Origin of the sequence: Streptomyces sp. NPDC048197, assembly GCF_043202395.1 — a bacterium.
Classification (GTDB): Bacteria; Actinomycetota; Actinomycetes; order Streptomycetales; family Streptomycetaceae; genus Streptomyces; species Streptomyces siderophoricus.
In genome coordinates this window covers 16,434-40,070 of record NZ_JBIDAJ010000006.1, presented here as the reverse complement: position 1 = coordinate 40,070, position 23,637 = coordinate 16,434, and the positions used below count along the sequence as shown (strand labels likewise).

Below are 23,637 nucleotides of genomic sequence, written 5' to 3'. Positions count from 1 at the left end.
TCTTACTTCTCCTCGGTACGGGGGTGGGTGACGGCGGGCTCGTTGCCGCCCAGGAGCAGGTAGAGGACGGCCATCCGGATGCTGACGCCGTTGGCGACCTGCTCGACGGCCGTGCAGCGTCCGGAGTCGGCGACCTCGGCGGTGATCTCCATGCCGCGGACCATCGGCCCGGGGTGCATCACCAGGGCGTGTCCGGGCATCCGCGCCATGCGGTCGCCGTCCAGGCCGTAGCGGCGCGAGTACTCGCGCTCGGTGGGGAAGAACGCGGCGTTCATCCGCTCGCGCTGGACCCGCAGCATCATCACGGCGTCGGACTTCGGCAGCACGGCGTCGAGGTCGTACGACACCTCGCAGGGCCAGGTCTCGACGCCGACCGGCACCAGGGTGGGCGGGGCGACCAGGGTGACCTCGGCGCCGAGGGTGTGCAGCAGGTCGACGTTGGACCGGGCGACCCGGCTGTGCAGCACGTCGCCGACGATGGTGATGCGCCGGCCGGACAGGTCCTGGCCGATCCCGGCGTCCGGGCCGATCAGCCGGCGGCGCATGGTGAAGGCGTCGAGCAGGGCCTGGGTGGGGTGCTGGTGGGTGCCGTCACCGGCGTTGATGACCGGGGCGTCGATCCAGCCGGAGTTGGCGAGCCGGTAGGGGGCGCCGGAGGCACCGTGCCGGATGACGACGGCGTCGACGCCCATCGCCTCCAGGGTCTGCGCGGTGTCCTTGAGGGACTCCCCCTTGGACACGCTCGATCCCTTGGCCGCGAAGTTGATGACGTCCGCGGAGAGCCGCTTCTCGGCGGCCTCGAAGGAGATCCGGGTGCGGGTGGAGTCCTCGAAGAAGAGGTTGCAGACCGTGCGTCCGCGCAGGGTGGGGAGCTTCTTGATCGGCCGGTCGGCGACCCGGGCCATCTCCTCGGCGGTGTCGAGGATCAGCACGGCGTCGTCGCGGGTGAGGTCGGCGGCCGAGATGAGGTGGCGCTTCATCCGGTTTTCTCCGTGTGTGAGGGAGGGGTACGGGAATGTCCGTCAGGCAGGCATGCGTGCGGGCCCGGGGTCACCGGGTCCGTCAGCGGTGCGCTAGCGCTCGCCGGCCGGGGCGGTCTGCTTGAGGCCGAGCAGTACGGCGTCGCGGCCGTCCTCCTCGGTCAGCTGGACCTTGACCGCCTCCCGCAGCGACGTGGGGAGGTTCTTGCCGACGTAGTCGGCGCGGATGGGCAGTTCGCGGTGGCCGCGGTCGACGAGGACCGCCAGCTGGACGGCGCGCGGCCGGCCGATGTCGCCCAGGGCGTCCAGGGCGGCGCGGATCGTGCGTCCGGAGAACAGGACGTCGTCGACGAGCAGGACGACCCGGCCCTCGATGCCCTCGGCGGGGATCTCGGTGCGGGCGAGCGTCCGGGCCGGGCCCAGGCGCAGGTCGTCGCGGTACATCGTGATGTCGAGCGAGCCCACCGGAACCGTGCGGCCGGTGATGTCCTGGAGCTTGGCGGCCAGCCGCCGGGCGAGGAAGACGCCACGGGTGGGGATTCCCAGCAGCACCACGTCGTCAGCGCCCTTGGCGCGCTCGACGATCTCGTGGGCGATGCGGGTGAGCATGCGCGCGATGTCCGGGCCTTCGAGCACCGGCCGCGCGGGGAGCTGGGCTCCCGCTTCGGAGCTGTTTGCGTCCATACGAAACGGACCTCCTTCTCCGCCTCACGGGACGGACCTTAAAGGACGTCGGAATTACGCAGTCAGGTTACCAGGACCGCTCTGCTGGCCCGTCTGCACCCCTGACGGGTGAGGGTCTGACCCATTCCGCTTGACGAACCGAGATTACGCTGCGTAACCTCACAGTGAGTTACCAGCCACGCGGCGGAGCCGCATGTCGATACAGCTGTCTGGGGAGCTATATGTCCAGCGAATACGCCAAACAGCTCGGGGCCAAGCTCCGCGCCATCCGCACCCAGCAGGGCCTCTCCCTTCACGGCGTCGAGGAGAAGTCCCAGGGTCGCTGGAAGGCCGTGGTGGTCGGTTCGTACGAGCGCGGCGACCGTGCCGTCACCGTGCAGCGCCTTGCCGAGCTGGCGGACTTCTACGGCGTTCCGGTGCAGGAACTGCTGCCGGGGACGACACCGGGCGGCGCGGCCGAGCCGCCGCCGAAGCTGGTGCTCGACCTGGAGCGGCTGGCCCACGTCCCGCAGGAGAAGGCCGGCCCGCTGCAGCGCTACGCCGCCACGATCCAGAGCCAGCGCGGTGATTACAACGGCAAGGTCCTCTCGATCCGCCAGGACGACCTGCGGACCCTCGCCGTCATCTACGACCAGTCGCCCTCGGTGCTGACCGAGCAGCTGATCAGCTGGGGCGTGCTCGACGCCGACGCCCGTCGCGCGGTGTCCCACGAGGAGATCTGAGCCTCTCCCGGCCTCTGCAGAAACGTACCGCCGCTCCGGCAAGCCCGGGGCGGCGGTTCCGTTTGCCGCCGTCCCCGGGCGCCGGTGCGGGCATACGAACGGGCCCGGAGCGTTCACCCAACGCTCCGGGCCCGTCCCGTGCTCTGCCGCGTCCCGCGGCGCCGGCTGCTACGCCTCGCGCCGCAGACCCGGCTTCAGCTCCTTCAGCCGGCCGAGGAGGCCGTTGACGAAGGCCGGCGAGTCGTCCGTGGAGAACTCCTTGGCGAGCTGCACGGCTTCGTCGATCGCCACCGCGTCCGGTGTGTCGTCCACCCAGAGCAGCTCGTAGGCCCCGAGCCGGAGGATCGAGCGGTCGGCCGCCGGCATCCGGTCCAGGTCCCAGTCGACCGCGTAGGTGGAGATCAGCTCGTCGATGCGGACGATGTGGTCCGCGTACCCCTCGACGAGCTGGAGGGTGTACTCGTTCACCGGCGGCTGCCGGGGGTCGGTCCGGGCGTGCCGCATCCAGTCCGCGAGCACGGACTGCACGTCGGCGCCGCGCTGATCGGCCTCGAAGAGGATCTGGAACGCGCGCTTACGGGCCTTGCTGCGGGCAGCCACGGTTAGCTGTTCACCCGGCCGAGGTAGTCGCTCGTGCGGGTGTCGACCTTGATCTTCTCACCGGTGGTGATGAAGAGCGGGACCTGGATCTGGTGGCCGGTCTCCAGCGTGGCGGGCTTGGTGCCGCCGGTGGAGCGGTCGCCCTGGACGCCCGGCTCGGTCTCCTGGACGACGAGCTCGACGGCGGCCGGCAGCTCGACGTAGAGCACCTCGCCCTCGTGCTGCGCGACAACCGCCTCGAAGCCCTCGATGAGGAAGTTGGCGGCGTCGCCGACGGCCTTGCGGTCGACGTGCAGCTGGTCGTAGGTGTCCATGTCCATGAAGACGAAGTAGTCGCCGTCCATGTACGAGAACTGCATCCCGCGCTTGTCGACGGTGGCCGTCTCGACCTTCACACCGGCGTTGAAGGTCTTGTCCACCACCTTGCCGGAGAGCACGTTCTTGAGCTTGGTGCGGACGAAGGCCGGGCCCTTGCCGGGCTTGACGTGCTGGAACTCGACGACGGACCAGAGCTGGCCGCCTTCGAGCTTGAGCACCATGCCGTTCTTGAGGTCGTTCGTGGATGCCACGGTTGCGGAATCTCCTGGACTGCAGGTGGTGGGACCCGGAGCGACGCCCACCGAGCCGCTGCGGCTCAGAGTGCGAGCAGCTCCTTGGTCGTGATCGTGAGTAGCTCGGGCCCGCCGTCCGCCTCGGGGCGGACGACGAGTGTGTCGTCGATCCGGACACCCCCACGGCCCGGGATGTGAACCCCCGGCTCGACGGTGACCGGCACGCAAGCGTCCAGTTTACCCATGGCGGCCGGGGACAACTGAGGGTCCTCATCGATTTCGAGCCCCACACCGTGCCCGGTCCACGGTCCGAGCCGCTCGCCGTACCCCGCGGCATCGAGCACATGGCGGGTGATCCGGTCCACCTCGCGGCACTCCACCCCCGGCGCGAGCGCCTCCCGGCCGGCCCGCTGGGCTGCGAAAACGAGATCGTACAGCTCGATCTGCCAGTCCGACGGGGTGGTGCCGATGACGAAGGTGCGGCCGATCTCGCAGCGGTAGCCGCGGTAGTTCGCCCCCAGGCAGACGCTGAGGAAGTCGCCCTCCTCCACCCGCCGGTCGGTGGGCAGATGCCCCGGGCGGCCGGAATTCGGGCCGGTCGCCACGGAGGTCGGGAAGGCCGGGCCGTCCGCGCCGTGGTCCACCAGCCGGCGTTCCAGCTCCAGCGCGAGATGCCGCTCGGTGCGGCCCACCAGGATCGATTCCAGCAGTTCGCCGAGCGCCTGGTCGGCGATCTCCGCGGCGATCCGCAGACAGGCGATCTCGTCGTCGTCCTTGACCAGCCGCTGCGCCTCGACCGCACAGGCCAGGTCGGCCAGCCGGAGCTGCGGGGCGACCTGGGAGAGCGCCCGGTGCCGGGTGACGGTCAGGTGGTGCTCCTCGACGGCCAGGGTGTCCGCGCCGGCCTTCGCGGCCAGGTCGGCGCCGGCCACCACCGGGTCACCGCCGCGGCCGGGCAGCACCGACACCCGTACGTCGTCCACCGGCCGCCCCTCGGACGGATCGCCGCTCAGCGGTCTGCCGCACAGCAGCAGGTCGTCGGACGGGCCCAGCAGCAGAGCGGCGCCCGGCGGGGCGCAGGCGGTGAGGTAGCGGACGTTCGCGGGGCGCGAGATCAGGGCGGCGGCGCTTCCGGTTGCGGCACAGCGGTCGCGCAGCCGCGTGCGTCGGGCCGCGTACAACTCGGACATATCGCAAGGGTACGGCGGCTCCCCCGCGGCGGCCGGTCGAGGGGGCCGCCCGGGGGACGACCAGCAAGGACGCGCCCGAGGGCGGCTACCAGCTGGGCGGGCTGGCCAGCGAGCGGGCGACCACGTCGTCCAGCACCCGCACCGTCGTGGCGACATCGTGCTGGGAGTTGTCGATGATCGGCAGGCCCGAGCCGTACCAGCCGGCCATCCGGCCGTGGATCCGGGCCACCTCTTCGTCCGACAGCCGGCGGTTGCCGGTGCGCCGGGCGTTGCGCTCCAGCACGATCTCCAGACCGGGCAGCAGCACGATCGGCAGCAGCCCGGGGCCGACGTGGCGCTTCCAGCCGCCCAGGCCGACGACCGGACGGTCCGGGAAGACCGCGTCGTCGAGGATGCAGGAGATGCCGTTGGCGAGGAAGTTACGGGCGGCGAAACCGCAGGTCCGGCGGGCCAGGCGGTACTGCGCCTCGGAGTGGTCGTTCCAGCCGGACTGCGGGTCGGCGAAGCCGGCCCGGACCCATTCGCGGACGTCGTCCAGGCTGATGTGCGCGGTCGGCACCCGGCGGGTGTCGGCCCAGTGGCGGGCGACGCTGGTCTTGCCCGCGCCGGCCGGGCCGATCAGCAGCACCGCGACGGCGGCGTGCGCGGCGTCCGGCGCGGCCGGGTCGGAGGGCGGGCTCGGCAGCGGCACCGGCGCGCCCGGCGGCAGCTGGACATGGCCGGTGATGTCGGTGCTGTGCCCGGTGGGCTGCGGGGCCTGCTGCGGCGCGGGACCGTGCCAGCCCGGCTGCGGGGCGGGCTGCTGCACGGGCGGCGGCGGGGCTGCGGGGGCGGGAGGTGCGGGCGGGGCGGCCGGCGGGGCCGGCGGCGAGGTGGGCGGGGTGGGCCCTGCCGGGTTGGGCGTCCAGTGCATGGCGGCCCCGGGTCCTGATGCCTGCCCGTGGGGCGGCGGCAGCGGAGCCCCCACTGCGTACTGCATCCGGTGGCTCTCCGTCTCGTGCGGTCGACGTGGTGCGGGGCACGGCGCCGGGCCGGACTGCCCGGTGCGCCGTGCGGTAACCCGGCGGCCCCCAGGGGCCGTTGGGCCCACGGCCGCCGGCGTGGGGAGGTACTGCTTGCGAACGGTACCCTCCCGGCGGCGCGCCGGGGGCCTCCTACCCCCGGCACGCACCGCGTGAACGGCCGGGGGCGGGCCCGAAGCGCCCGTCGGGACGCGTCAGTCGTTCAGTTCCTCGGCCAGCGCACGCAGCGCGAGCCGGTACGAGCCGATGCCGAATCCGGCCACCGTGCCGCTGGCCACGGCCGCGATGACCGAGGTGTGGCGGAACTGCTCGCGGGCGTACGGATTGGAGATGTGCACCTCGATGAGCGGGGCGGTGCGCTGGGCGGCCGCGTCCCGCATTCCGTACGAATAGTGCGTGAACGCACCGGGGTTGATGACGACCGGGACGGCTCCGTCGGCGGCCTCGTGCAGCCAGCGGATCATCTCGCCCTCGTCGTTGGTCTCCCGGACCTCCGTCTCCAGGCCCAGCTCCTTGCCGAGCCGGGCGCACTCCTCGACCAGTCCGGCGTAGGAGGTGGCACCGTAGACATCGGGCTCACGGGAGCCCAGCCGGCCGAGGTTGGGCCCGTTCAGAACGAGTACCCGCCGCAGTGCGCCACTCATGAGGCGATCTCCGCGTGCGCGGCGAGCAGCATGGCCGGGTCCGGGCCCTCCAGGACGGTCGGCTTGGCCAGGCCGTCCAGGACGATGAAGCGCAGCCGGTCGCCGCGGGACTTCTTGTCGACCTTCATCGTCTCCAGCAGCTTGGGCCACTGGTCGCCGCGGTAGGTCAGCGGCAGCCCGACGGAGGCCAGCACCGCGCGGTGCCGGTCGGCGGTGGCGTCGTCCAACCGGCCGGCGATCCGGCCGAGTTCGGCGGCGAAGACCATGCCGACGGAGACCGCCGCGCCGTGCCGCCAGTTGTAGCGCTCGTTCTTCTCGATGGCGTGCGCGAGGGTGTGGCCGTAGTTGAGGATCTCCCGCAGACCGGACTCCTTGAGGTCCGCGGAGACCACCTCGGCCTTGACCCGGATCGCCCGCTCGATCAGCTCGGCGGTGTGCACGCCGTCGGGGCGCTTGGCGGCCTCGGGGTCCGCCTCGATCAGGTCGAGGATCACCGGGTCGGCGATGAAACCGGCCTTGATGACCTCGGCCAGGCCGGAGACGTAGTCGTGCACCGGCAGGGTGTCCAGCGCGGCCAGGTCGCACAGCACCCCGGCCGGCGGGTGGAAGGCGCCGACGAGGTTCTTGCCCTCGGCGGTGTTGATGCCGGTCTTGCCGCCGACCGCGGCGTCGACCATGCCCAGGACGGTGGTCGGGATCGCGATCCAGCGCACGCCGCGCAGCCAGGTGGCGGCGACGAAACCGGCCAGGTCGGTGGTGGCCCCGCCGCCGACGCCGACGATCACATCGCTGCGGGTGAAGCCGGACTGCCCCAGCGCCTTCCAGCAGTACGCCGCGACCTCGGCCGTCTTGGACTCCTCGGCGTTCGGCAGCTGGACGGCGATCGCCTCGTAGCCCTGGGAGGCGAGGTCCTCGCGCAGTGCCTCACCGGTGGCGGCCAGCGCCTCCGGGTGCAGCACGGCGACCCGCTTCACCCCGGCGCCGATCAGGCCCGGGAGTTCACCGAGCAGCTGCCGCCCGACGAGCACCTCGTACGGGTCGGTGCCCGCGGTGCCGCCGACCTGGATCCGGGTGGCCTGCTCCGTCATGCGTTCTCCTCCCTGTGGGCCGCCTGCGGGGCGCCGCCCGCGGCCGGCCGTAGGTCCAATGCGTCCAGGATCGCCTCGGCGACCTGGCCGGGGGTGCGCTCCGCCGTGGGGATCACGGCGCGCGCGACCTCGGTGTAGAGCGGACGACGCCGTTCCATCAGTTCGCGCCACTGCTTGCGCGGGTTGACGGCGAGCAGCGGGCGGGGCGCGTCGAGGCCCACCCGCTTGACGGCGTCGGCGAGTTCGACGTCGAGGAAGATCACCGGCAGCCCGGTGAGCAGCGTGCGGGTGCCCTCGTCGAGGATCGCGCCGCCGCCCAGCGCGAGCACGCCCGGGTGCTCGTCGAGCGCGGTGCGGACCGCCTCCCGCTCCAGTCCGCGGAAGTGCGCCTCGCCCTGGTCGATGAAGATCTCGGCGATCGGCCGGCCGACGGTGGCGACGACGTCCGCGTCGGTGTCCCGGTAGCCGACCCCCAGCCGCTCGGCCAGCAGCGCGCCCACCGTGGACTTACCGGCACCGGGCGGGCCGATCAACACCACGACCGGGGACGTCATTTGATCGCCAGGTTGTCGAGGAAGCCCTGCACGTTGCGGCGGGTCTCGGCCACGCTGTCGCCGCCGAACTTCTCCACCACGGCATCGGCGAGGACCAGGGCCACCATGGCCTCGGCGACGATCCCGGCGGCCGGCACGGCGGACACGTCGGAGCGCTGGTGGTGGGCCTGGGCCGGCTCGCCGGTGGTGACGTCCACGGTCTTCAGGGCGCGCGGCACGGTCGCGATCGGCTTCATCGCGGCCCGCACCCGCAGCAGCTCGCCGGTGCTGAGGCCGCCCTCGGTACCGCCGGCGCGGCCGGAGACGCGCCGGATGCCCTCGGGCGTGCCCACGATCTCGTCGTGCGCCTTGGAGCCGGGCACCCGGGCCAGTTCGAAGCCGTCGCCGATCTCGACGCCCTTGATCGCCTGGATGCCCATCAGGGCACCGGCGAGCCGGGCGTCCAGCTTGCGGTCCCAGTGCACGTGCGAGCCCAGGCCGACCGGCACGCCGTACGCCAGCACCTCGACCACACCACCGAGCGTGTCGCCGTCCTTGTGGGCCTGGTCGACCTCCGCGACCATCGCCTTCGAGGCGTCCGCGTCCAGGCAGCGCAGCGGGTCGGCGTCCAGCTTCTCGACGTCGGCCGGCGTGGGGTAGACGCCCTGCGGCGCCTTCACGGAGCACAGCTCGACGACGTGCGAGACGATCTCGATGCCGGCGGTCTCCTTGAGGAAGGAGCGGGCCACCGCGCCCAGGGCGACCCGGGCCGCGGTCTCCCGGGCCGAGGCGCGCTCCAGGATCGGGCGGGCCTCGTCGAAACCGTACTTCTGCATTCCGGCGAGGTCGGCGTGACCGGGACGGGGACGGGTCAGCGGCGCGTTACGGGCCAGCGCAGCCAGCTCCTCCGGATCCACCGGGTCGGCCGCCATCACCTGCTCCCACTTGGGCCACTCGGTGTTGCCCACCATGATCGCCACCGGCGAGCCCAGCGACAGGCCGTGTCGCACCCCGCCCAGGAACGTGACCTCGTCCCGCTCGAACTTCATCCGGGCACCGCGGCCGTAGCCCAGCCGGCGGCGCGCCAGGGCGTCCGCCACCAAGTCGGTGGTGACCGGGACCCCGGCCGGAAGGCCCTCCAGCGTCGCCACCAGTGCGGGGCCGTGCGACTCCCCCGCCGTCAGCCAGCGCAACCTGCTCAACGGTGCTCCTCAGTACTGCTCATCCGCGTACGGTCTCCCCCTGATCCTCCCACGTCACGCGGGAGCGGCGGCGCCGAGTCCAGGAAGCGGACCCCGGCGTCCCGCGCGGGAACCGTCCGGCGGCTCAGCGGGCCGCGAGGGCGGCCTCACCGGCCGCGCGCATCGCGGCCAGCGGGGCGGGCGAGCGGCCCGTCATCTGTTCCACCTGCAGCACGGCCTGGTGCACCAGCAGGTCCAGGCCGCCGACCACCGCGCCGCCGCGGTCGGCCCAGGCGCCGGCGAGCGCGGTCGGCCAGGGCTCGTAGAGGACGTCGAAGAGCGTGCCGGGGCGGTCCGGGACGGCGGCTGCCAGGGCGTCGGTGGTGCCGGCGGGGGTGGTGGCGATCACCAGCGGCGCGCTGAGCGCCTCGGCCGCGTCCGCCCAGTCGGCGGTGCGGACGTCCACCTCCAGCCGCTCGCCCCACTGCCGCATCTCCGCGGCCCGCGCCTCGCTGCGCACGTACGCGGTGACCGGGCCCGAGCAGATCCGGGAGAGCGCGGCGAGCGCGGAGGAGGCGGTGGCTCCGGCGCCGAGGACCGCCGCGCGCTCGACCTCCGTGACACCGCGTTCGCGCAATGCCGCGACCATGCCGGGGATGTCGGTGTTGTCGCCCAGGCGGCGGCCGTCGGGGGTGAGGACGACGGTGTTGACCGCCTCGACCGAGGACGCGGTGGGGGTGATCTCGTCGAGCAGCGGGATCACCGCGCGCTTGAGCGGCATGGTCAGCGAGAGCCCGGCCCACTCCGGCCCGAGCTTTTCCAGGAATCCGGGCAGTGCGGCCTCGTCGACCTCGTACCGGCCGTATTCCCAGCCGGTGAGCCCGAGCGCGTCATAGGCGGCGCGGTGCAGCACCGGGGAAAGGGAGTGCGCGATGGGCGACCCTAGGACCGCCGCCTTCTTGAATGCCGACACAGCCTGGTTCTCCGTCACGGCCCTGCCTCGCCTCAGTTCCCATTTCCGTGTGCCTGCTGCCACTTCTCGCGTTCCTGGACGAGCTTGTTGTGCTCGGTGAGGTTCGTGGCGAATTCGGTTTTCTTGTCGTCTATGGAGACGAAGTAGAGCCACCGCTTGGTGGTGTCCGGGTTGACCGTCGCCTTCAGCGCCTCGTCGCCGGGGTTTCCGATCGGTCCGGGTGGCAGACCCCGGTAGAAGTACGTGTTGTAGGGGTCGTCGTAGTGATTGATCTCGTCCAGGCTGATATCGATCTTGCTCTGGTTCTTCAGGTAGTTGTACGTCGAGTCGAACTGGAGCTTCTGGTTCGTGTCGGTGTTGCTCGGCGACAGTCGGTTGTAGACGACCGCGGCCATCTTTCGGAAGTCGTCGTGCGTCATGCCCTCGGCCTGAGTGAGGCTGGCGACGGTGATGACCTGCAGCGGCGACTTGAGGTGGAACTTCTCGGCCTCGGCCTCCAGGTCGTACTTCCCGTATTCCTTGGTGGCCCGGCCGACCATCTGCTTGAGCACGTCCGCCGGTTTCGCGTGGTTGCCCACGCTGTAGGTGGACGGGAAGAGGAAACCCTCCAGCGGGTCCTTGATGTGCGGCGCGTCATTCGCCCAGGACGGCAGGCCAAGGTTCTTGGCCTGGGTCCGGGCAACCTTCTTGGTGGTCCCGGGCGTGAGCTTGAGCTTTTTGTCGATGAGCGAATAGACCGCGCCGGCCCGCAGCCCCTCACGGATCGTCAAGCCGTTGCGGCTCTTGGGGTCCAGCATCAGCTGGATCGCCGAGGCCGCCGACATCTGCTTGCGGAGGGAATACGTACCTGGCTGGAGCGACCTGGCTTTCTGGTTCTCGTCGGACGCCTCGGTGAAGGCCCCGGCGCTCTTGATCACGCCTTTCTTCGCCAGGATCTGGCCCATTTCCAAGCCGGTCGAACCGTCCGGAATGTCGACCTGGACGGAGCCCGAGCCCTCGCCCTCGTAATCGGGCGCCGATCCGAAGTGGGCCATGAAGAAGTCATAGCCGAAATAGCCGACGGTGCCGACCGCGCCGGCGAAGACCAGGGTCATGACCAGACAGGCGGTGCCGCTGCGGCGTTTGTTCTTCTTGCCGTTCCGTTTGCCGCGCCGTTCGCGGCCGCCGCGGCGGTCGCCCGGTTCGTCGTCGGGGTATTCGTCGGCATCGTCACCGGCGAAGAACGAGTGCTCCGGCTCCGGTTCCCGCGGCCGCTCGGGGTCGCCCCGCCAGTCGTCGCCCGGCGCGTCCTCGTAGGCGGTGTTCTCGTACGCGGCGTTCTCGTAGGCGGGGTTCTCGTAGGCGGGGTCCTCGTACGGCGCCCCGGCGGGGTGCTGCTCGTACTGCTCCGGCGGGTACGGCTGCTGGTGCGGCACCTGCTGGTGCTGGTGCTGCGGTGCCTGCTGGTGGTGCGGTGGCTGCTGCTGCCCGTGCTGGGGCTGCTGCTGGTACGGGTCCTGGTGGCCGTAGTAGTCCTGTCCCGCTCCGGCGTACGGATCGGCCGGGGGCTGCTGGGCGGCGTAGGGGTCGTACGGGTCGTACGCCGGCAGCTGCCCGGTCGAGGAGCCGTCCCAGCCTTGGCCGTAGTGCTGCTGAGGATGCTGTTGGGGATCCGGGTGGTGCTGCGGGGCGGGCTGCTGCCCGCCCCACTGCGGCTGGTGCTCCTGGCCTCCGTAGGGCCCCTGGTCTCCGTAGAGCGGGTCCTCGGGATGCCACGGTTCGGAGCCGTAGCCCCGGCCATACTCGGTCATCGATCCCCTAGAGCCGAGAGGCGGTGCGCTCCGTACGGGCAGCGCGCTTGCTGTATCGATCCGCCTCTACTTGCACGTGCGGCTGTTCGAACCACCGCCGCATCGCGCGGCACGTTACCGTATCGCGATCAGATGACCACTTCGACGGCCTCGCCCGGAGGTTCCCCGGAGAGGCGTTCGGTTTCCAGTGCGCTCTGCAGGATCACCACCGCGGCCGCCTGGTCGACGACCGAGCGGCCCTTCTTGCTGCGTACGCCGGAGGCGCGCAGGCCCTGGGTCGCGGTGACCGTCGACATCCGCTCGTCGACCAGCCGGACCCCTACGGGTGCGATGTTCTTTGCCAATTCCTGGGCGAACGCCCGGACCTTGGCCGCGGCCGGCCCCTCTCCCCCACTGAGGGAGCGGGGCAGACCGACCACGACCTCGAGGGGTTCGTACTCCTCGACGATCGCCTTCAGCCGGCGGTGCGCTGCCGGCACGTCACGTCCCGGCACGGTCTCGACGGGGGTGGCGAGGACCCCGTCGGGGTCGCACGAGGCGACCCCGATACGGGCGTCCCCGACATCGACCGCGAGGCGCCGGCCGCGTCGCATCTCACTCACGCGCGTCAGGCCGCCTCGGAGACCAGGCGCTCGACGGCCTCGATGGCCTCGGGCACCGCGGCCGCGTTCTGGCCGCCGCCCTGGGCGACGTCCGGCTTGCCGCCGCCACCGCCACCGAGCGTCTTGGCGGCCGTACGGACCAGGTCACCGGCCTTGATGCCGCGCTCGCGGGCGGCGTCGTTGGTGGCGATGACCGTCACCGGGCGGCCGCCTGCGACCGAGAACAGCGCCACCACGGCGGCCCGGCCGCCCTGGATGCGGCCCCGTACGTCGAGGACCAGCTTGCGCAGGTCGTCGGCGGCCGTGCCGTCCGGGACCTGGCCGGTGACGACGGCGACGCCGCGGACGTCCTTGGCACCCTCGGCGAGCCCGGCGGCGGCCTGGAGCACCTTCTCGGCGCGGAACTTCTCGATCTCCTTCTCGGCGTCCTTGAGCTTGCCGAGCATCGCCGAGATCTTCTCCGGCAGCTCCTCGGAACGGCCCTTGACCAGCTCCTGGAGCTGGGCGACGACCGTGTGCTCCTTGGCGAGGAAGTTGTACGCGTCGACGCCGACCAGGGCCTCGATGCGCCGCACGCCGGAGCCGATGGACGATTCGCCGAGCAACTTCACCAGGCCCAGCTGGGCGGTGTTGTGCACGTGCGTGCCGCCGCACAGCTCCTTGGAGAAGTCGCCGATGGTGACGACCCGCACCCGCTCGCCGTACTTCTCGCCGAACTCGGCGATGGCGCCCTGCTTCTTGGCGTCGTCGATCGACATGATCTCGGCCTGCACGTCGAGCTCGCGGGCCAGGACCTCGTTGATCTTCTGCTCGACGTCCGTCATCACGGCCGTGGGCACGGCGGACGGCGAACCGAAGTCGAAGCGGAAGCGGCCCGGCTGGTTCTCCGAACCGGCCTGGGCGGCCGTCGGGCCGAGGGCGTCACGCAGCGCCTGGTGCGTGAGGTGGGTGGCGGAGTGGGCACGGGCGATGGCGCGGCGGCGGACCACGTCGATGGTGGCGTGCGCCGGGGCGCCGACCGTGACCTCGCCGACCTGCACGACGCCCTTGTGGACGTACACGCCCGGAACCGGCTTCTGGCAGTCGCGGACCTCGATGACCGCGCCGTTGTCCAGCCTGATGCGGCCGGTGTCACCGATCTGGCCGCCGCCCTCGGCGTAGAACGGGGTGCGGTCCAGGACGACCTCGACCTCGTCGCCCTCGGAGGCGGCCGGGGAGGAGACGCCGTTGACGAGCAGGCCGACGACGGTGGACTCGCCCTCGGTGGAGGCGTAGCCGATGAAGTCGGTGGCGCCGGCGCTGTCGGCGATCTCGCGGTAGGCGCCGAGGTCGGCGTGGCCGTGCTTCTTGGCCTGGGCGTCGGCCTTGGCGCGCTCCCGCTGCTCCTTCATCAGGCGGCGGAAGCCGTCCTCGTCGACCGAGAGCCCCTGCTCGGCGGCCATTTCGAGGGTGAGGTCGATCGGGAAGCCCCAGGTGTCGTGGAGCAGGAAGGCCTTGTCGCCGGCGAGGACCGCACCACCGGCGGCCTTGGTCTCCGTCACGGCGGTGTCGAGGATGTTGGTGCCGGCCTTCAGGGTCTTGAGGAAGGCGGCCTCCTCGGCGAGGGCGACGGTCTCGATGCGGCTGCGGTCCGCCAGCAGCTCGGGGTACTGCTGGCCCATGGTCCGGATGACCACGTCCAGCAGCTCGCCGACGACCGGGCCGGTGGCGCCGAGCAGGCGCATGTTGCGGATGGCGCGGCGCATGATGCGGCGCAGGACGTAGCCGCGGCCCTCGTTGCCCGGGGTGACGCCGTCACCGATGAGCATGGTGGACGTGCGGATGTGGTCGGCGACCACGCGCAGCGAGACGTCGGTGCCGTCGGCGGAGCCGTAGCGGACGCCGGTGAGCTCGGTGGCCTTGTCGATGACGACGCGCAGGGTGTCGGTCTCGTACATGTTGCGGACGCCCTGGAGGATCATCGCCAGGCGTTCCAGGCCGAGGCCGGTGTCGATGTTCTTGCTGGGCAGCTCGCCGAGGATCTCGAAGTCCTCCTTGCCGGTGCCCACGCCGCGCTCGTACTGCATGAAGACCAGGTTCCAGATCTCCACGTACCGCTCGTCGTTGACGGCCGGGCCGCCCTCGACGCCGAATTCGGGGCCGCGGTCGTAGTTGATCTCGGAGCACGGGCCGCACGGGCCCGGGACGCCCATGGACCAGTAGTTCTCCTTCTTGCCCAGGCGCTGGATGCGCTCCTTGGGCACGCCGACGACCTCGTGCCAGATGCGCTCGGCCTCGTCGTCGTCGAGGTAGACGGTGATCCAGAGCTTCTCCGGGTCGAGGCCGTAGCCGCCGTCGGCCTGCGAGCCGGTCAGCAGCTCCCAGGCGTGCTTGATGGCGCCTTCCTTGAAGTAGTCGCCGAAGGAGAAGTTGCCGCACATCTGGAAGAACGTGCCGTGCCGGGTGGTCTTGCCGACCTCCTCGATGTCCGGCGTGCGGACGCACTTCTGGACGCTGGTCGCCGTCTTGTAGGGCGGCGTGACCTCGCCGAGGAAGTACGGCTTGAAGGGGACCATGCCCGCGTTGACCAGCAGCAGCGTCGGGTCGTCCGCGATGAGCGACGCCGACGGCACGACGGTGTGCCCGCGCTCCTCGAAGAAGCGCAGCCAGCGCCTGCGGATTTCAGCCGACTCCATCAGTGGTCCTCTTTTCCAGTCGGTCCGGTCAGACCGGTCGGTCCGGTTGTTCTCGTGGTTCGGTGGTGCCCTTCGAGCACCGCGCGGCGCGGTGCGGGCAGCTCACGCGGCTCGGCCGGCGTGCTCAGGCCGAGTGCCTCGTGCAACTGCTCTTCACGGTCCGCCATTCCGCTGCGTACGTCCAATGCAAATTGGCGCAGCCGGTGTCCGGTCTCGACGGCCTTGTCCGCGGCCTGGGCGGCGAGGCTGTCGGGCTGCAGCTTGCGCAGCTTTTGGTGGACCTTGTTGGTGGCCCACACCCCGGCGGCGGCGCCGGTGGTGAACCAGAATGCGCGGCGGAACATCGCGGTGATCAGTCCTTGGAGCGGCGGTTGCGGCGCCCGCCGCGGCGGGCGCCGGGCAGGGTACGGCCGACGACGACGGTGCGCGGTGCGCGTTCAGCGGGGGCTGCCGCGCCCTTCTTGCCGATCGCGCGGCGTACGCCGTAGCCGAAGGCGGCCACCTTGACCAGCGGCCCGCCGAAGGCGGAGGAGACGGTCGAGGAGAGCGCGGAGGCGTTGGCGGTGACCTCCTGGACGTCGGCGGCGATCGCGTCGACGCGCGCCAGCTGGGTGTGCGCGGAGCGGACGGTCGCGGAGGCGTCGGCGAGCAGCGGAACGGCCTGCTCGGACACCTCGGCCACCATCTTCGTCGTCGCCTTCAGCGTCTGTGCGAGCCTCACCAGCACGAGGGCGAGGAACGACACGAGGATCGCCCAGAAGACGGCCACGAGAATCCCGGCCACCTCTCCACCGGACACGTTGGCACCACTCTCCGACTGGTCTGGTCTCGTCCTGCTCGAACGGCAACCTTGACCTTATCGCGCCGTGACTGTCCGTCCGTACCCAGTTCTCCGCGCCGGAACGGGGGCGCCCGGGGAACCGGGAGAGGTGATTGTACGGTCCGCATCCCGCCGAGTACGCTCCGTGTGCCATGCGACGCTTCACGGGCTCCGGGCCCGCTTCGGGTCCCTCCCCCGACCGTCCGGAAGGGCCCGGGAGACCGCCGGGCGGGCCGGGCGGGCCACCAAGTGCGCCGGGCAATCTCCCCGCGGAACTGAACCGGTTCATCGGCCGCGACGACGAGCTGGCCGAGCTGGCCCGGCAGGTGGGGTCGGCCCGGCTGGTGACCGTCACCGGGCTCGGCGGGGTCGGCAAGTCACGGCTGGTCCGCCATGGCGCGGCGATCTTGCAGGATCGCTTCTGCGACGGGGTGTGGCTGGTCGAACTGGCCTCGCTGAGCGAGCCGCACCTCCTGGACCACGCGGTCGCCGAGGCCCTGGCGGCCGCCGACCACAGCGGCCGCCCGGTGCGCGCCACGCTCTGCGACCACCTCGCCGGCCGTGAGCTGCTGCTCGTCCTGGACGGCTATGAGCACCTGGTCGACGCCTGCGCCGGTCTGACCGCCGAACTGCTGCGCCGCGCGCCGGGGCTGCGGGTGCTGGCGGCCGGCCGGCGGCCGCTGGGGATCCCGGGCGAGCAGCTGATGCCGCTGGCGCCGATGCCCGGGGCCGACGCCGTGGCGCTGTTCGCCGACCGGGCCGCGGCCGTCGTCCCGGGTTTCGCCGTCGGGCCGGCCAACGAGTCCGCCGTCGCTGAGCTCTGCGACCGCCTGGACGGCATCCCGCTCGCGCTGGAGCTGGCCGCCGGGCGGCTGCGGGCGCTGTCGGTGGACCAGGTGCTGCTCCGGCTCGACGACCGGTTCCGGCTGCTGGCCGGCCGGGCGAGGGGCGCGCTGCCCCGCCACCGGACGCTGCGCTGCGCGATCGGCTGGAGCCATGAGCTGTGCACGCCCGGGGAGCGGCTGCTGTGGGCGCGGCTGTCGGTGTTCGCCGGGCAGTTCGACCTGGAGGCGGCGGAGTACGTCTGCTCGGGACCGGAGCTGCCGGCCGACGAACTCCTGGACACGGTCGAGGAGTTGGTCGCCCAGTCGGTGCTGGTCCGCGAGGAGACCGCGGCCGGGGTGCGCTACCGGATGCTGGACACCGTACGGGCCTACGGCGCGGGCTGGCTGGCGGCGACGCAGGACGCCGAGCGGCTGCGGCGGCGGCACCGGGACTGGTACCTGGGGCTGGCGACGTGGTGCGAGCTGGACTGGTTCAGCTCGCGTCAGGCGGAGATCGCAGCCCGGATCGAGGCCGAGCTGCCCAATCTGCGGGTGGCACTGGAGGAGAGCCTGCAGAGCACCACCGAGACGCATCTGGGCCAGTACCTGGCGGGCACGCTGTGGTTCTACTGGGTCGGCTGCGGGCGGCTGTCGGAGGGCCGGCACTGGCTGGACCGGGCGCTGGAGCTGGACGGCGGCCATGACGACGCCCGGCTGAAGGCGCTGTGGGTGGCCGGTTACGTGGCGGTGCTCCAGGGGGACACCGTCGGTGCGCTGGGGGCGCTGCAGGAGTGCAGCGAGGAGGCCGAGCGGACCGGGAACGCCACCGCGGCCGCCTATGCGCTGCACCGCACCGGCTGTCTGGCGCTGGTCTGCGACGACATGCCGCGGGCCGAGGAGCTGCTGCGCGGTGCGCTGGCGCGCTACCGGGAGATCGGCGAGCTCAACAGCAATGTGCTGATGGGGCAGGTCGAGCTGGCGATGGCGGTGGCCTTCCAGGGCGAGCTGGCGGACGCGGTGCGGCTGTGCGAGGACGTCCGGCAGGTGTGCGAGGACCACGGGGAGCGCTGGACGCTGGCGTACGCGCTGTTCGTGCTGGCCTTCGCGGCGTGGTCGCGCGGCGAGGGCGGGCGGGCCCGGGCGCTGCTGGAGGAGTGCCTGGCCATCGACCACACCTTCCACGACCTGCTGGGCGCGGTGCTGGCGATCGAGTTGCTGGCGCTGGTGACGGTGGGCGAGGGCGATGCGGCGGAGGCGGCGGTGCTGCAGGGCGCGGCGGGGCGGATCTGGCCGTCGGTGGGGCTGCCGCTGTTCGGCTCGCGCTACTTCAGCCGGCCGCACGCGCTGTGCGAGGACCGGGCCCGGCGGGAGCTGGGGGACGGGGACTACGAGCGCTGTCTGCGGGAGGGCGGCCGGCTCGACCTGGACGCGGCGGTGGCCCGGGTCCTGCGGCCGGCCGGCCCGCTGCCGGGGCCGCGCCGGGCGGTGCGGATCGTGCCGCCGGCCACGCACGAGCCCGCCGCCTCCCCCTCCGCCAGCGGAGGGGAGACGGCGGGCTGAGGTGGTGCTGCGCCGCGCGGTGCCGTATCAGCGGGCGTAGTACTCGACGACGAGCTGCTCGTCGCAGATCACCGGGATCTCCTTGCGGTTGGGGTCCCGGTCGAGGCGGAACGCCAGCGCCTGGAGGTTGACCTCCAGGTAGCGCGGGGTCTCGCCGTCGGGGGCGTAGCCGCCCTCGCGCGCGACCTGGAAGGGGTGCTTCTCGCGGCTGCGCTCGCGGACCATCACGACGTCGCCGGGGCGGACGCGGAAGGACGGCTTGTCGACCTTGCGGTCGTTGACCGCGATGTGGCCGTGGACGACCATCTGGCGGGCCTGGTAGATGGTGCGGGCGATGCCCGAACGCAGGACGAGCGCGTCCAGACGGCGCTCCAGCTCGACCACCAGGGCCTCGCCCGTCTTGCCCTCGGCCTTGCGGGCGCGGTCGTAGGCGCGCGCCATCTGGCGCTCGCTGATGTCGTACTGCGCGCGCAGACGCTGCTTCTCCAGCAGACGGACCTTGTAGTCACTGTTCTGCTTGCGGCCGCGGCCGTGCTCGCCGGGCGGGTAGGGGCGGGCCTCGAAGTACTTGACGGCCTTCGGAGTCAGCGCGATGCCGAGCGCGCGCGACTTCTTGACCTTGGGACGCGACTGGTTCACGTGGAACGTTCCTCCATGTAAGTTAGGTGAGGCTTACCTTAGCGCGAGGAGAACGCATGTTTCGACCTGGGATCCCCCTGCCCGGTGCTGGTCAGAGCACCGGGACGGGTCAGCCGCGTCCCAAGGAAGACGCCCGGCAGCCGACCGCCGCCGAACGCGTACGCACTCTCGTCGAATCCCATGGTATGGCGTCGCTGAGCGTCCCCGGAGTCGAGGATCCGGACGAGACCGGGCTCACCGCTCCGGTCTGCCGGACCGTGACGCCCGACGGAGACGTGCTGTTGCTGGTTCCCGGCGACTGTGCGGCGGCCCGGGCGGCCGCCCACGCCCAGGACGACGACCTGACCGCCGTGATGGAGATCACGGATGTGGCACCGGTCTCGGTGCCCCACCGCATCCGCGCCCGGGCCTGGCTGGCCGGCTGGCTGACCCCCGTACGCAACGGCCATCGCGCCGAGGCCGCGCTGCTGCTCGCCGAGCGGCACCCGGTCGGCGAACTCCTCGGGCTCGGCGAGGCGCTGCACCCGGAGCCGGCGCCCGGGCTCCACGGGCGGACCGCCTGGATGATGCTGCGCCTGGAGGTCGGCGAGGGGGCGGTGGACGACCTCTGGGGCGCCGGGCCGGTCGAGCCGGACGACTTCGCGGCCGCCGCGCCCGATCCGCTCGTCGCCCACGAGGCCGAACTGCTGCAGCACCTGGCCGCGGCGCACGGCGAGCAGATCCGCGGGCTGTGCACGCTGCTGGGCGAGCGCGGCCGGGTCTGCGGGGCGCGCGAGAAGGCCGTACCGGTGGCCCTGGACCGCTTCGGGCTGCGGGTCCGCTTCACCGGCCCCGCGCAGCGCTCCTTCGACGCCCGCTTCGACTTCCCCGAGCCGGTACGGGACGTGGCCGAGCTGCGGCGGGCGATGCACACGCTCTTCGACGCGGCGGACCAATAGGCCGCGCCCGCCGGCCGGTTGGGCCGGCGCCGCCCGCCGGCTACTCGGCGGCCGGCTCCCCGGCGGCGCCGCGCAGACGGGCCCGGACCCGGTCCGCCACGTCGGCGTAACGGGCCTCGGCGCCATGGCGGGTGGGCTCGTAGTAGCGCTTGCCGTGCACCTCGTCGGGGGCGTACTGCTGGGCCGCGATACCGCCGGGCAGGTCGTGCGGGTACTGGTAGCCGTGGCCGTGGCCGAGCTTCTGGGCGCCCTTGTAGTGGCTGTCGCGCAGATGGAGCGGCACCGCGCCGGCCTTGCCGGCCCGGACGTCCGCCAGCGCGGCGTCGATGGCCAGATAGGCGGCGTTCGACTTCGGCGCCAGGGCGAGGGCGATGGTGGCCTGGCTCAGCGTGATCCGGGCCTCCGGGAAACCGATCAGCGCCACGGCCTGGGCGGCGGCGACCGCGGTCTGCAGCGCCGTCGGATCGGCCAGGCCGATGTCCTCGCTCGCCGAGATCATCAGCCGCCGGGCGATGAACCGCGGGTCCTCCCCCGCCTCGATCATCCGCGCGAGGTAGTGCAGCGCGGCATCGACGTCCGAACCGCGGATCGACTTGATCAGGGCGCTGGCGACGTCGTAGTGCTGATCGCCGGAGCGGTCGTACTTCACCGCCGCGCGGTCGACGGACTCCTCCAGCGTCGTCAGGGCGATCTCCTTCTCGCCCTTGGCCAGCGCGGCCCCGGCGCCCGCCTCCAGGGCGGTCAGCGCGCGCCGGGCGTCGCCGCCCGCGATGCGCAGCAGGTGCCCCTCGGTGTCCTCGGGCAGCGTGACGGCCCCGGCCAGCCCGCGGGCATCGGTCAGCGCTCGCCGCAGCAGTGCGCGCAGATCGTCGTCCGTGAGCGGTTCGAGGGTCAGTAGCAGCGAACGGGAGAGCAGCGGGGAGATCACCGAGAAGTACGGATTCTCGGTCGTCGCGGCGATCAGGGTGACCCAGCGGTTCTCCACCGCGGGCAGCAAGGAGTCCTGCTGGGCCTTGCTGAAGCGGTGGATCTCGTCGAGGAAGAGCACCGTCTCCTTGCCGTACCCCCCGGAGGCGCGGCGGGCGCCGTCGATGACCGCGCGGACCTCCTTGACGCCGGCGGTGATCGCGGAGAGCTCCACGAAGCGCTTGTTCGTCGCCTGGCTGACGACGTACGCCAAGGTCGTCTTGCCGGTGCCGGGCGGGCCCCACAGGAACACCGACGACGGCCCGGCCGGCCCCCCGCTGCCCTCTCCCACCAGCCGGCGCAGCGGTGAGCCGGGCTTCAGCAGATGCTGCTGGCCCACGACTTCGTCGAGGGTGCGCGGACGCATCCGCACGGCGAGCGGAGACCCCGCGGGGTCCCTCTCCTGGCGGTCTTCGGCGGCGGCGGTGAACAGGTCGGGCTCCACGCTCACGAGCCTATGCCACCCCACTGACAACGCCCCGGCGACCGTCGGGGACGGACCGGGGCGCAGGCGGCCTCCCGACGGACGGGAGGGCAGTTCCCTAGAGCAGGCTGCTCCAGTACGACCACCAGCGGGTCAGGATCAGCAGCGCGATCACGCCGTACCAGAGGACCGGCACGACCCAGTGGAACTCCACGACCGCGTTCCGCACGCCCGCGGGGGCCGGGATGACGCCGTGCTTGATGTTGTGCGCGGTGGTGTACCAGAACATCAGGATCGTCACGCACCAGGTCAGCGTGCACCACAGGCACAGCGCGTTGATGCTGTACAGCGACTGGCTCATCAGCCACATGCAGAAGACCGCGGCGAGCCCGGTGCCGATGTTCAGGCCGATCCAGTACCAGCGGCGGAAGCGGGCACCGGCCAGGACGGCCATGCCGATCGCCACGACCACGCCGAAGCCGACGAGCCCGGCCATCGGGTTGGGGAACCCGAAGACCGCCGCCTGCTTGCTCTGCATGACGCTGCCGCAGGAGATGATCGGGTTGAGGCTGCAGGCCGGCTTGAAGTGCGGGTCCTTCAGCAGCTCGAACTTGTCCAGGGTGATGACCCAGGCGGCCAGCAGGCCCAGCGCGCCGGTGATCACCAGCAGCAGCCCGAGGCCGCGGCCCGCGCCCAGGGTGCGCGCGCCACTGGCGTGGTCGTCGTCGATGGACACGTCATCAACCGCTGTCGTCGTCATATCGCCGTTCCGTCGATGCCTTGGGAAGGGGGCTGGTGCTGCGGCAGGCGGGCCCGCGGCCGCGTCCCTCATTGTGCCCCAACCCCACCACAACGGGCCGTTCGCTGCGCATAAAGCGGATGAACCCCGGTGCGGGGCGTTGACGCGAGGGGCCCGGACGGTCACGCCGCCCGGGCCCCTCGCCATGTCGTCGTCCGGCCGCGCCTCAGCCCAGCCGGCGCCGGACCTCCTCGGTCACGGCGGCCACCGCGACCGGCGTCTGCTCGCCGCTCTCCAGGTCCTTCAGCTGCACCACGCCCTCGGCCAGATCGCGCTCGCCGGCGACCAGCGCCAGCCGCGCACCGGAGCGGTTGGCGGACTTCATGGCGTTCTTCAGGCCCTTGCCGCCGTAGGCGAAGTCGGTGGCGATACCGGCCCGGCGCAGCTCGGTGACCGTGCCGAACAGCACCCGGCGGGCCTCGTCGCCGAGCGGGACGGCGTAGACGGCGGTGGCCGCCGGGATGTCGAGCGTGACGCCCTCCGCCTCCAGGGCCAGCACCGTGCGGTCCACGCCCAGCGCCCAGCCGACGGACGGCAGCGCCGGGCCGCCGATCATCTCCGACAGGCCGTCGTAGCGGCCGCCGCCGCCGACCGCGGACTGCGAACCGAGGCCGTCGTGGACGAACTCGAAGGTGGTGCGGGTGTAGTAGTCCAGGCCGCGCACCAGCTTCTCGTCGTCCTCGAAGGCCACGCCCGCCGCGGTCAGCAGCTCGCGCACCTGCTCGTGGTACGCCTTGCACGCCTCGCAGAGGTAGTCGCGCAGCATCGGCGCACCGGTCAGCTGCTTCTGGACCGCGTCCCGCTTGTCGTCCAGGACCCGCAGCGGGTTGATGTCGACCCGGCGCCGGGTGTCCTCGTCCAGCTCCAGGCCGCGCAGGAAGTCCTGCAGCGCGGCGCGGTAGACGGGGCGGCACTCCTGGTCGCCCAGCGAGTTGAGCAGGATGCGGAAGTTGCGCAGGCCCAGCGAGCGGTACGCCTGGTCGGCCAGGATGATCAGCTCGGCGTCCAGCGCCGGGTCCTCGGCACCGATCGCCTCGGCACCGACCTGGGAGAAGTGGCGGTAACGGCCCTTCTGCGGACGCTCGTAGCGGTAGTACGAGCCGGAGTACCAGAGCTTGACCGGGAGGTTGCCGGCCTTGTGGAGGTTGGCCTCCAGTGCGGCGCGCAGCACGGAGGCGGTGCCCTCGGGGCGCAGCGCGATCCGGTCGCCGCCCTTGGTCTCGAAGGCGTACATCTCCTTGGTCACGATGTCGGTGGACTCACCGACGCCGCGCGCGAACAGCTCGACGTTCTCGAAACCGGGCGTCTCCATGTAGCCGTAGCCGGAGTTCTTCAGCGGCGCGGCGATCGCCTCGCGCACCGCGAGATAGGTGGCGGACTGCGGCGGGATCAGGTCGTAGGTGCCCTTGGGGGCCTTGAAGGTGCTCACGGA

Annotated in this window: 23 protein-coding genes; 3 read left to right on the top strand and 20 right to left on the bottom strand. The window is 72.0% G+C overall.

All coding sequences use genetic code 11. The annotated features are described in order from the left end of the window. Positions 1 to 2: 2 nt before the first annotated feature. Complete coding sequence (locus ACGF4C_RS10600; RefSeq protein ID WP_393565079.1) at positions 3 to 980, bottom strand: aspartate carbamoyltransferase catalytic subunit; 978 nt, start codon at positions 978 to 980, stop codon at positions 3 to 5. Between the two features lie 93 nt (positions 981 to 1,073). Beyond that, positions 1,074 to 1,664 (bottom strand): bifunctional pyr operon transcriptional regulator/uracil phosphoribosyltransferase PyrR, encoded by a 591-nt coding sequence (pyrR, locus tag ACGF4C_RS10595; RefSeq protein ID WP_030412007.1) that lies wholly within the window; start codon positions 1,662 to 1,664, stop codon positions 1,074 to 1,076. A 221-nt stretch (positions 1,665 to 1,885) separates the two neighbouring features. Between pyrR and bldD the strand changes: the two genes are divergently transcribed. Continuing rightward, the gene (bldD, locus tag ACGF4C_RS10590; RefSeq protein WP_030412006.1) at positions 1,886 to 2,386 is read left to right on the top strand and encodes a transcriptional regulator BldD; all 501 of its coding nucleotides are present in this window, start codon (positions 1,886 to 1,888) and stop codon (positions 2,384 to 2,386) included. A 168-nt stretch (positions 2,387 to 2,554) separates the two neighbouring features. Here bldD and nusB read toward each other — a convergent pair whose 3' ends face one another. From nusB to ACGF4C_RS10520, 14 genes are all read right to left on the bottom strand, one after another. Beyond that, the gene (nusB, locus tag ACGF4C_RS10585; protein ID WP_030412005.1) at positions 2,555 to 2,986 is read right to left on the bottom strand and encodes a transcription antitermination factor NusB; all 432 of its coding nucleotides are present in this window, start codon (positions 2,984 to 2,986) and stop codon (positions 2,555 to 2,557) included. Positions 2,987 to 2,988: 2 nt separating this feature from the next. Further along, positions 2,989 to 3,555, bottom strand: a complete 567-nt coding sequence (gene efp / locus ACGF4C_RS10580) for an elongation factor P (protein WP_030412004.1) — start codon at positions 3,553 to 3,555, stop codon at positions 2,989 to 2,991. A gap of 65 nt (positions 3,556 to 3,620) precedes the next feature. Next, positions 3,621 to 4,727 (bottom strand): aminopeptidase P family protein, encoded by a 1,107-nt coding sequence (locus ACGF4C_RS10575; RefSeq protein ID WP_030412003.1) that lies wholly within the window; start codon positions 4,725 to 4,727, stop codon positions 3,621 to 3,623. 85 nt (positions 4,728 to 4,812) lie between these two features. Beyond that, complete coding sequence (locus ACGF4C_RS10570) at positions 4,813 to 5,706, bottom strand: Pro-rich N-terminal domain-containing protein (protein ID WP_393565075.1); 894 nt, start codon at positions 5,704 to 5,706, stop codon at positions 4,813 to 4,815. A 237-nt stretch (positions 5,707 to 5,943) separates the two neighbouring features. Continuing rightward, positions 5,944 to 6,393, bottom strand: a complete 450-nt coding sequence (gene aroQ, locus ACGF4C_RS10565; RefSeq protein WP_030799936.1) for a type II 3-dehydroquinate dehydratase — start codon at positions 6,391 to 6,393, stop codon at positions 5,944 to 5,946. Beyond that, positions 6,390 to 7,481, bottom strand: coding sequence for a 3-dehydroquinate synthase (gene aroB / locus ACGF4C_RS10560; RefSeq protein WP_393565072.1), 1,092 nt, complete (start codon positions 7,479 to 7,481; stop codon positions 6,390 to 6,392). The genes aroQ and aroB overlap by 4 nt, the downstream gene beginning before the upstream one ends. Further along, positions 7,478 to 8,035 carry a shikimate kinase gene (locus ACGF4C_RS10555; protein ID WP_393565070.1) on the bottom strand — a complete coding sequence of 186 codons (558 nt, stop codon included), beginning with the start codon at positions 8,033 to 8,035 and terminating at the stop codon, positions 7,478 to 7,480. The genes aroB and ACGF4C_RS10555 overlap by 4 nt, the downstream gene beginning before the upstream one ends. Next, positions 8,032 to 9,216, bottom strand: a complete 1,185-nt coding sequence (aroC, locus tag ACGF4C_RS10550; protein WP_107052810.1) for a chorismate synthase — start codon at positions 9,214 to 9,216, stop codon at positions 8,032 to 8,034. Before aroC ends, ACGF4C_RS10555 begins: the two co-directional genes overlap by 4 nt. Positions 9,217 to 9,340: 124 nt before the next feature. Continuing rightward, entirely contained in the window at positions 9,341 to 10,168 is an 828-nt protein-coding gene (locus ACGF4C_RS10545; RefSeq protein ID WP_393565068.1) for a shikimate dehydrogenase, read from the bottom strand. Between the two features lie 32 nt (positions 10,169 to 10,200). Further along, positions 10,201 to 11,958, bottom strand: a complete 1,758-nt coding sequence (gene mltG, locus ACGF4C_RS10540; protein WP_393565066.1) for an endolytic transglycosylase MltG — start codon at positions 11,956 to 11,958, stop codon at positions 10,201 to 10,203. A gap of 128 nt (positions 11,959 to 12,086) precedes the next feature. After that, positions 12,087 to 12,551, bottom strand: a complete 465-nt coding sequence (ruvX, locus tag ACGF4C_RS10535; RefSeq protein ID WP_030415336.1) for a Holliday junction resolvase RuvX — start codon at positions 12,549 to 12,551, stop codon at positions 12,087 to 12,089. Between the two features lie 14 nt (positions 12,552 to 12,565). Next, complete coding sequence (gene alaS, locus ACGF4C_RS10530; protein ID WP_393565064.1) at positions 12,566 to 15,235, bottom strand: alanine--tRNA ligase; 2,670 nt, start codon at positions 15,233 to 15,235, stop codon at positions 12,566 to 12,568. Further along, a complete protein-coding gene (locus ACGF4C_RS10525) occupies positions 15,235 to 15,579 on the bottom strand; it encodes a DUF6167 family protein (protein ID WP_385860157.1) in 345 nt (114 codons plus the stop codon). The genes alaS and ACGF4C_RS10525 overlap by 1 nt, the downstream gene beginning before the upstream one ends. 8 nt (positions 15,580 to 15,587) lie before the next feature. Next, entirely contained in the window at positions 15,588 to 16,034 is a 447-nt protein-coding gene (locus ACGF4C_RS10520; RefSeq protein ID WP_234442254.1) for a DUF948 domain-containing protein, read from the bottom strand. 173 nt (positions 16,035 to 16,207) lie between these two features. On the opposite strand from ACGF4C_RS10520, the gene ACGF4C_RS10515 reads away from it, so the two are divergent. Then, positions 16,208 to 18,439 carry an ATP-binding protein gene (locus tag ACGF4C_RS10515; protein WP_393565062.1) on the top strand — a complete coding sequence of 744 codons (2,232 nt, stop codon included), beginning with the start codon at positions 16,208 to 16,210 and terminating at the stop codon, positions 18,437 to 18,439. A 27-nt stretch (positions 18,440 to 18,466) separates the two neighbouring features. Here the strand turns inward: ACGF4C_RS10515 and rpsD are convergent, their stop codons facing one another. Then, positions 18,467 to 19,078 (bottom strand): 30S ribosomal protein S4, encoded by a 612-nt coding sequence (gene rpsD / locus ACGF4C_RS10510; RefSeq protein ID WP_030415331.1) that lies wholly within the window; start codon positions 19,076 to 19,078, stop codon positions 18,467 to 18,469. A 185-nt stretch (positions 19,079 to 19,263) separates the two neighbouring features. On the opposite strand from rpsD, the gene ACGF4C_RS10505 reads away from it, so the two are divergent. After that, on the top strand, positions 19,264 to 20,016 hold the full coding sequence (locus ACGF4C_RS10505) for a DUF2470 domain-containing protein (RefSeq protein WP_393565059.1): 753 nt from the start codon (positions 19,264 to 19,266) through the stop codon (positions 20,014 to 20,016). A 40-nt stretch (positions 20,017 to 20,056) separates the two neighbouring features. Here the strand turns inward: ACGF4C_RS10505 and ACGF4C_RS10500 are convergent, their stop codons facing one another. From ACGF4C_RS10500 to hisS, 3 genes are all read right to left on the bottom strand, one after another. Continuing rightward, a complete protein-coding gene (locus tag ACGF4C_RS10500) occupies positions 20,057 to 21,427 on the bottom strand; it encodes a replication-associated recombination protein A (RefSeq protein ID WP_393565057.1) in 1,371 nt (456 codons plus the stop codon). Positions 21,428 to 21,524: 97 nt separating this feature from the next. After that, positions 21,525 to 22,166 carry a vitamin K epoxide reductase family protein gene (locus tag ACGF4C_RS10495; RefSeq protein ID WP_393565055.1) on the bottom strand — a complete coding sequence of 214 codons (642 nt, stop codon included), beginning with the start codon at positions 22,164 to 22,166 and terminating at the stop codon, positions 21,525 to 21,527. Positions 22,167 to 22,371: 205 nt separating this feature from the next. Further along, complete coding sequence (hisS, locus tag ACGF4C_RS10490; RefSeq protein WP_393565053.1) at positions 22,372 to 23,634, bottom strand: histidine--tRNA ligase; 1,263 nt, start codon at positions 23,632 to 23,634, stop codon at positions 22,372 to 22,374. Positions 23,635 to 23,637 lie beyond the last annotated feature (3 nt).

What these genes read in the sequence shown, in the direction of transcription:
- ACGF4C_RS10600 (WP_393565079.1), bottom strand. Translation starts at nt 980, where the DNA reads ATGAAGCGCCACCTCATCTCGGCCGCCGACCTCACCCGCGACGACGCC.
- pyrR (WP_030412007.1), bottom strand. Translation starts at nt 1,664, where the DNA reads ATGGACGCAAACAGCTCCGAAGCGGGAGCCCAGCTCCCCGCGCGGCCG.
- bldD (WP_030412006.1), top strand. Translation starts at nt 1,886, where the DNA reads ATGTCCAGCGAATACGCCAAACAGCTCGGGGCCAAGCTCCGCGCCATC.
- ACGF4C_RS10575 (WP_030412003.1), bottom strand. Translation starts at nt 4,727, where the DNA reads ATGTCCGAGTTGTACGCGGCCCGACGCACGCGGCTGCGCGACCGCTGT.
- ACGF4C_RS10570 (WP_393565075.1), bottom strand. Translation starts at nt 5,706, where the DNA reads ATGCAGTACGCAGTGGGGGCTCCGCTGCCGCCGCCCCACGGGCAGGCA.
- aroQ (WP_030799936.1), bottom strand. Translation starts at nt 6,393, where the DNA reads ATGAGTGGCGCACTGCGGCGGGTACTCGTTCTGAACGGGCCCAACCTC.
- aroB (WP_393565072.1), bottom strand. Translation starts at nt 7,481, where the DNA reads ATGACGGAGCAGGCCACCCGGATCCAGGTCGGCGGCACCGCGGGCACC.
- ACGF4C_RS10555 (WP_393565070.1), bottom strand. Translation starts at nt 8,035, where the DNA reads ATGACGTCCCCGGTCGTGGTGTTGATCGGCCCGCCCGGTGCCGGTAAG.
- mltG (WP_393565066.1), bottom strand. Translation starts at nt 11,958, where the DNA reads ATGACCGAGTATGGCCGGGGCTACGGCTCCGAACCGTGGCATCCCGAG.
- ruvX (WP_030415336.1), bottom strand. Translation starts at nt 12,551, where the DNA reads ATGCGACGCGGCCGGCGCCTCGCGGTCGATGTCGGGGACGCCCGTATC.
- alaS (WP_393565064.1), bottom strand. Translation starts at nt 15,235, where the DNA reads ATGGAGTCGGCTGAAATCCGCAGGCGCTGGCTGCGCTTCTTCGAGGAG.
- ACGF4C_RS10525 (WP_385860157.1), bottom strand. Translation starts at nt 15,579, where the DNA reads ATGTTCCGCCGCGCATTCTGGTTCACCACCGGCGCCGCCGCCGGGGTG.
- ACGF4C_RS10515 (WP_393565062.1), top strand. Translation starts at nt 16,208, where the DNA reads ATGCGACGCTTCACGGGCTCCGGGCCCGCTTCGGGTCCCTCCCCCGAC.
- ACGF4C_RS10505 (WP_393565059.1), top strand. Translation starts at nt 19,264, where the DNA reads ATGGCGTCGCTGAGCGTCCCCGGAGTCGAGGATCCGGACGAGACCGGG.
- ACGF4C_RS10495 (WP_393565055.1), bottom strand. Translation starts at nt 22,166, where the DNA reads ATGACGACGACAGCGGTTGATGACGTGTCCATCGACGACGACCACGCC.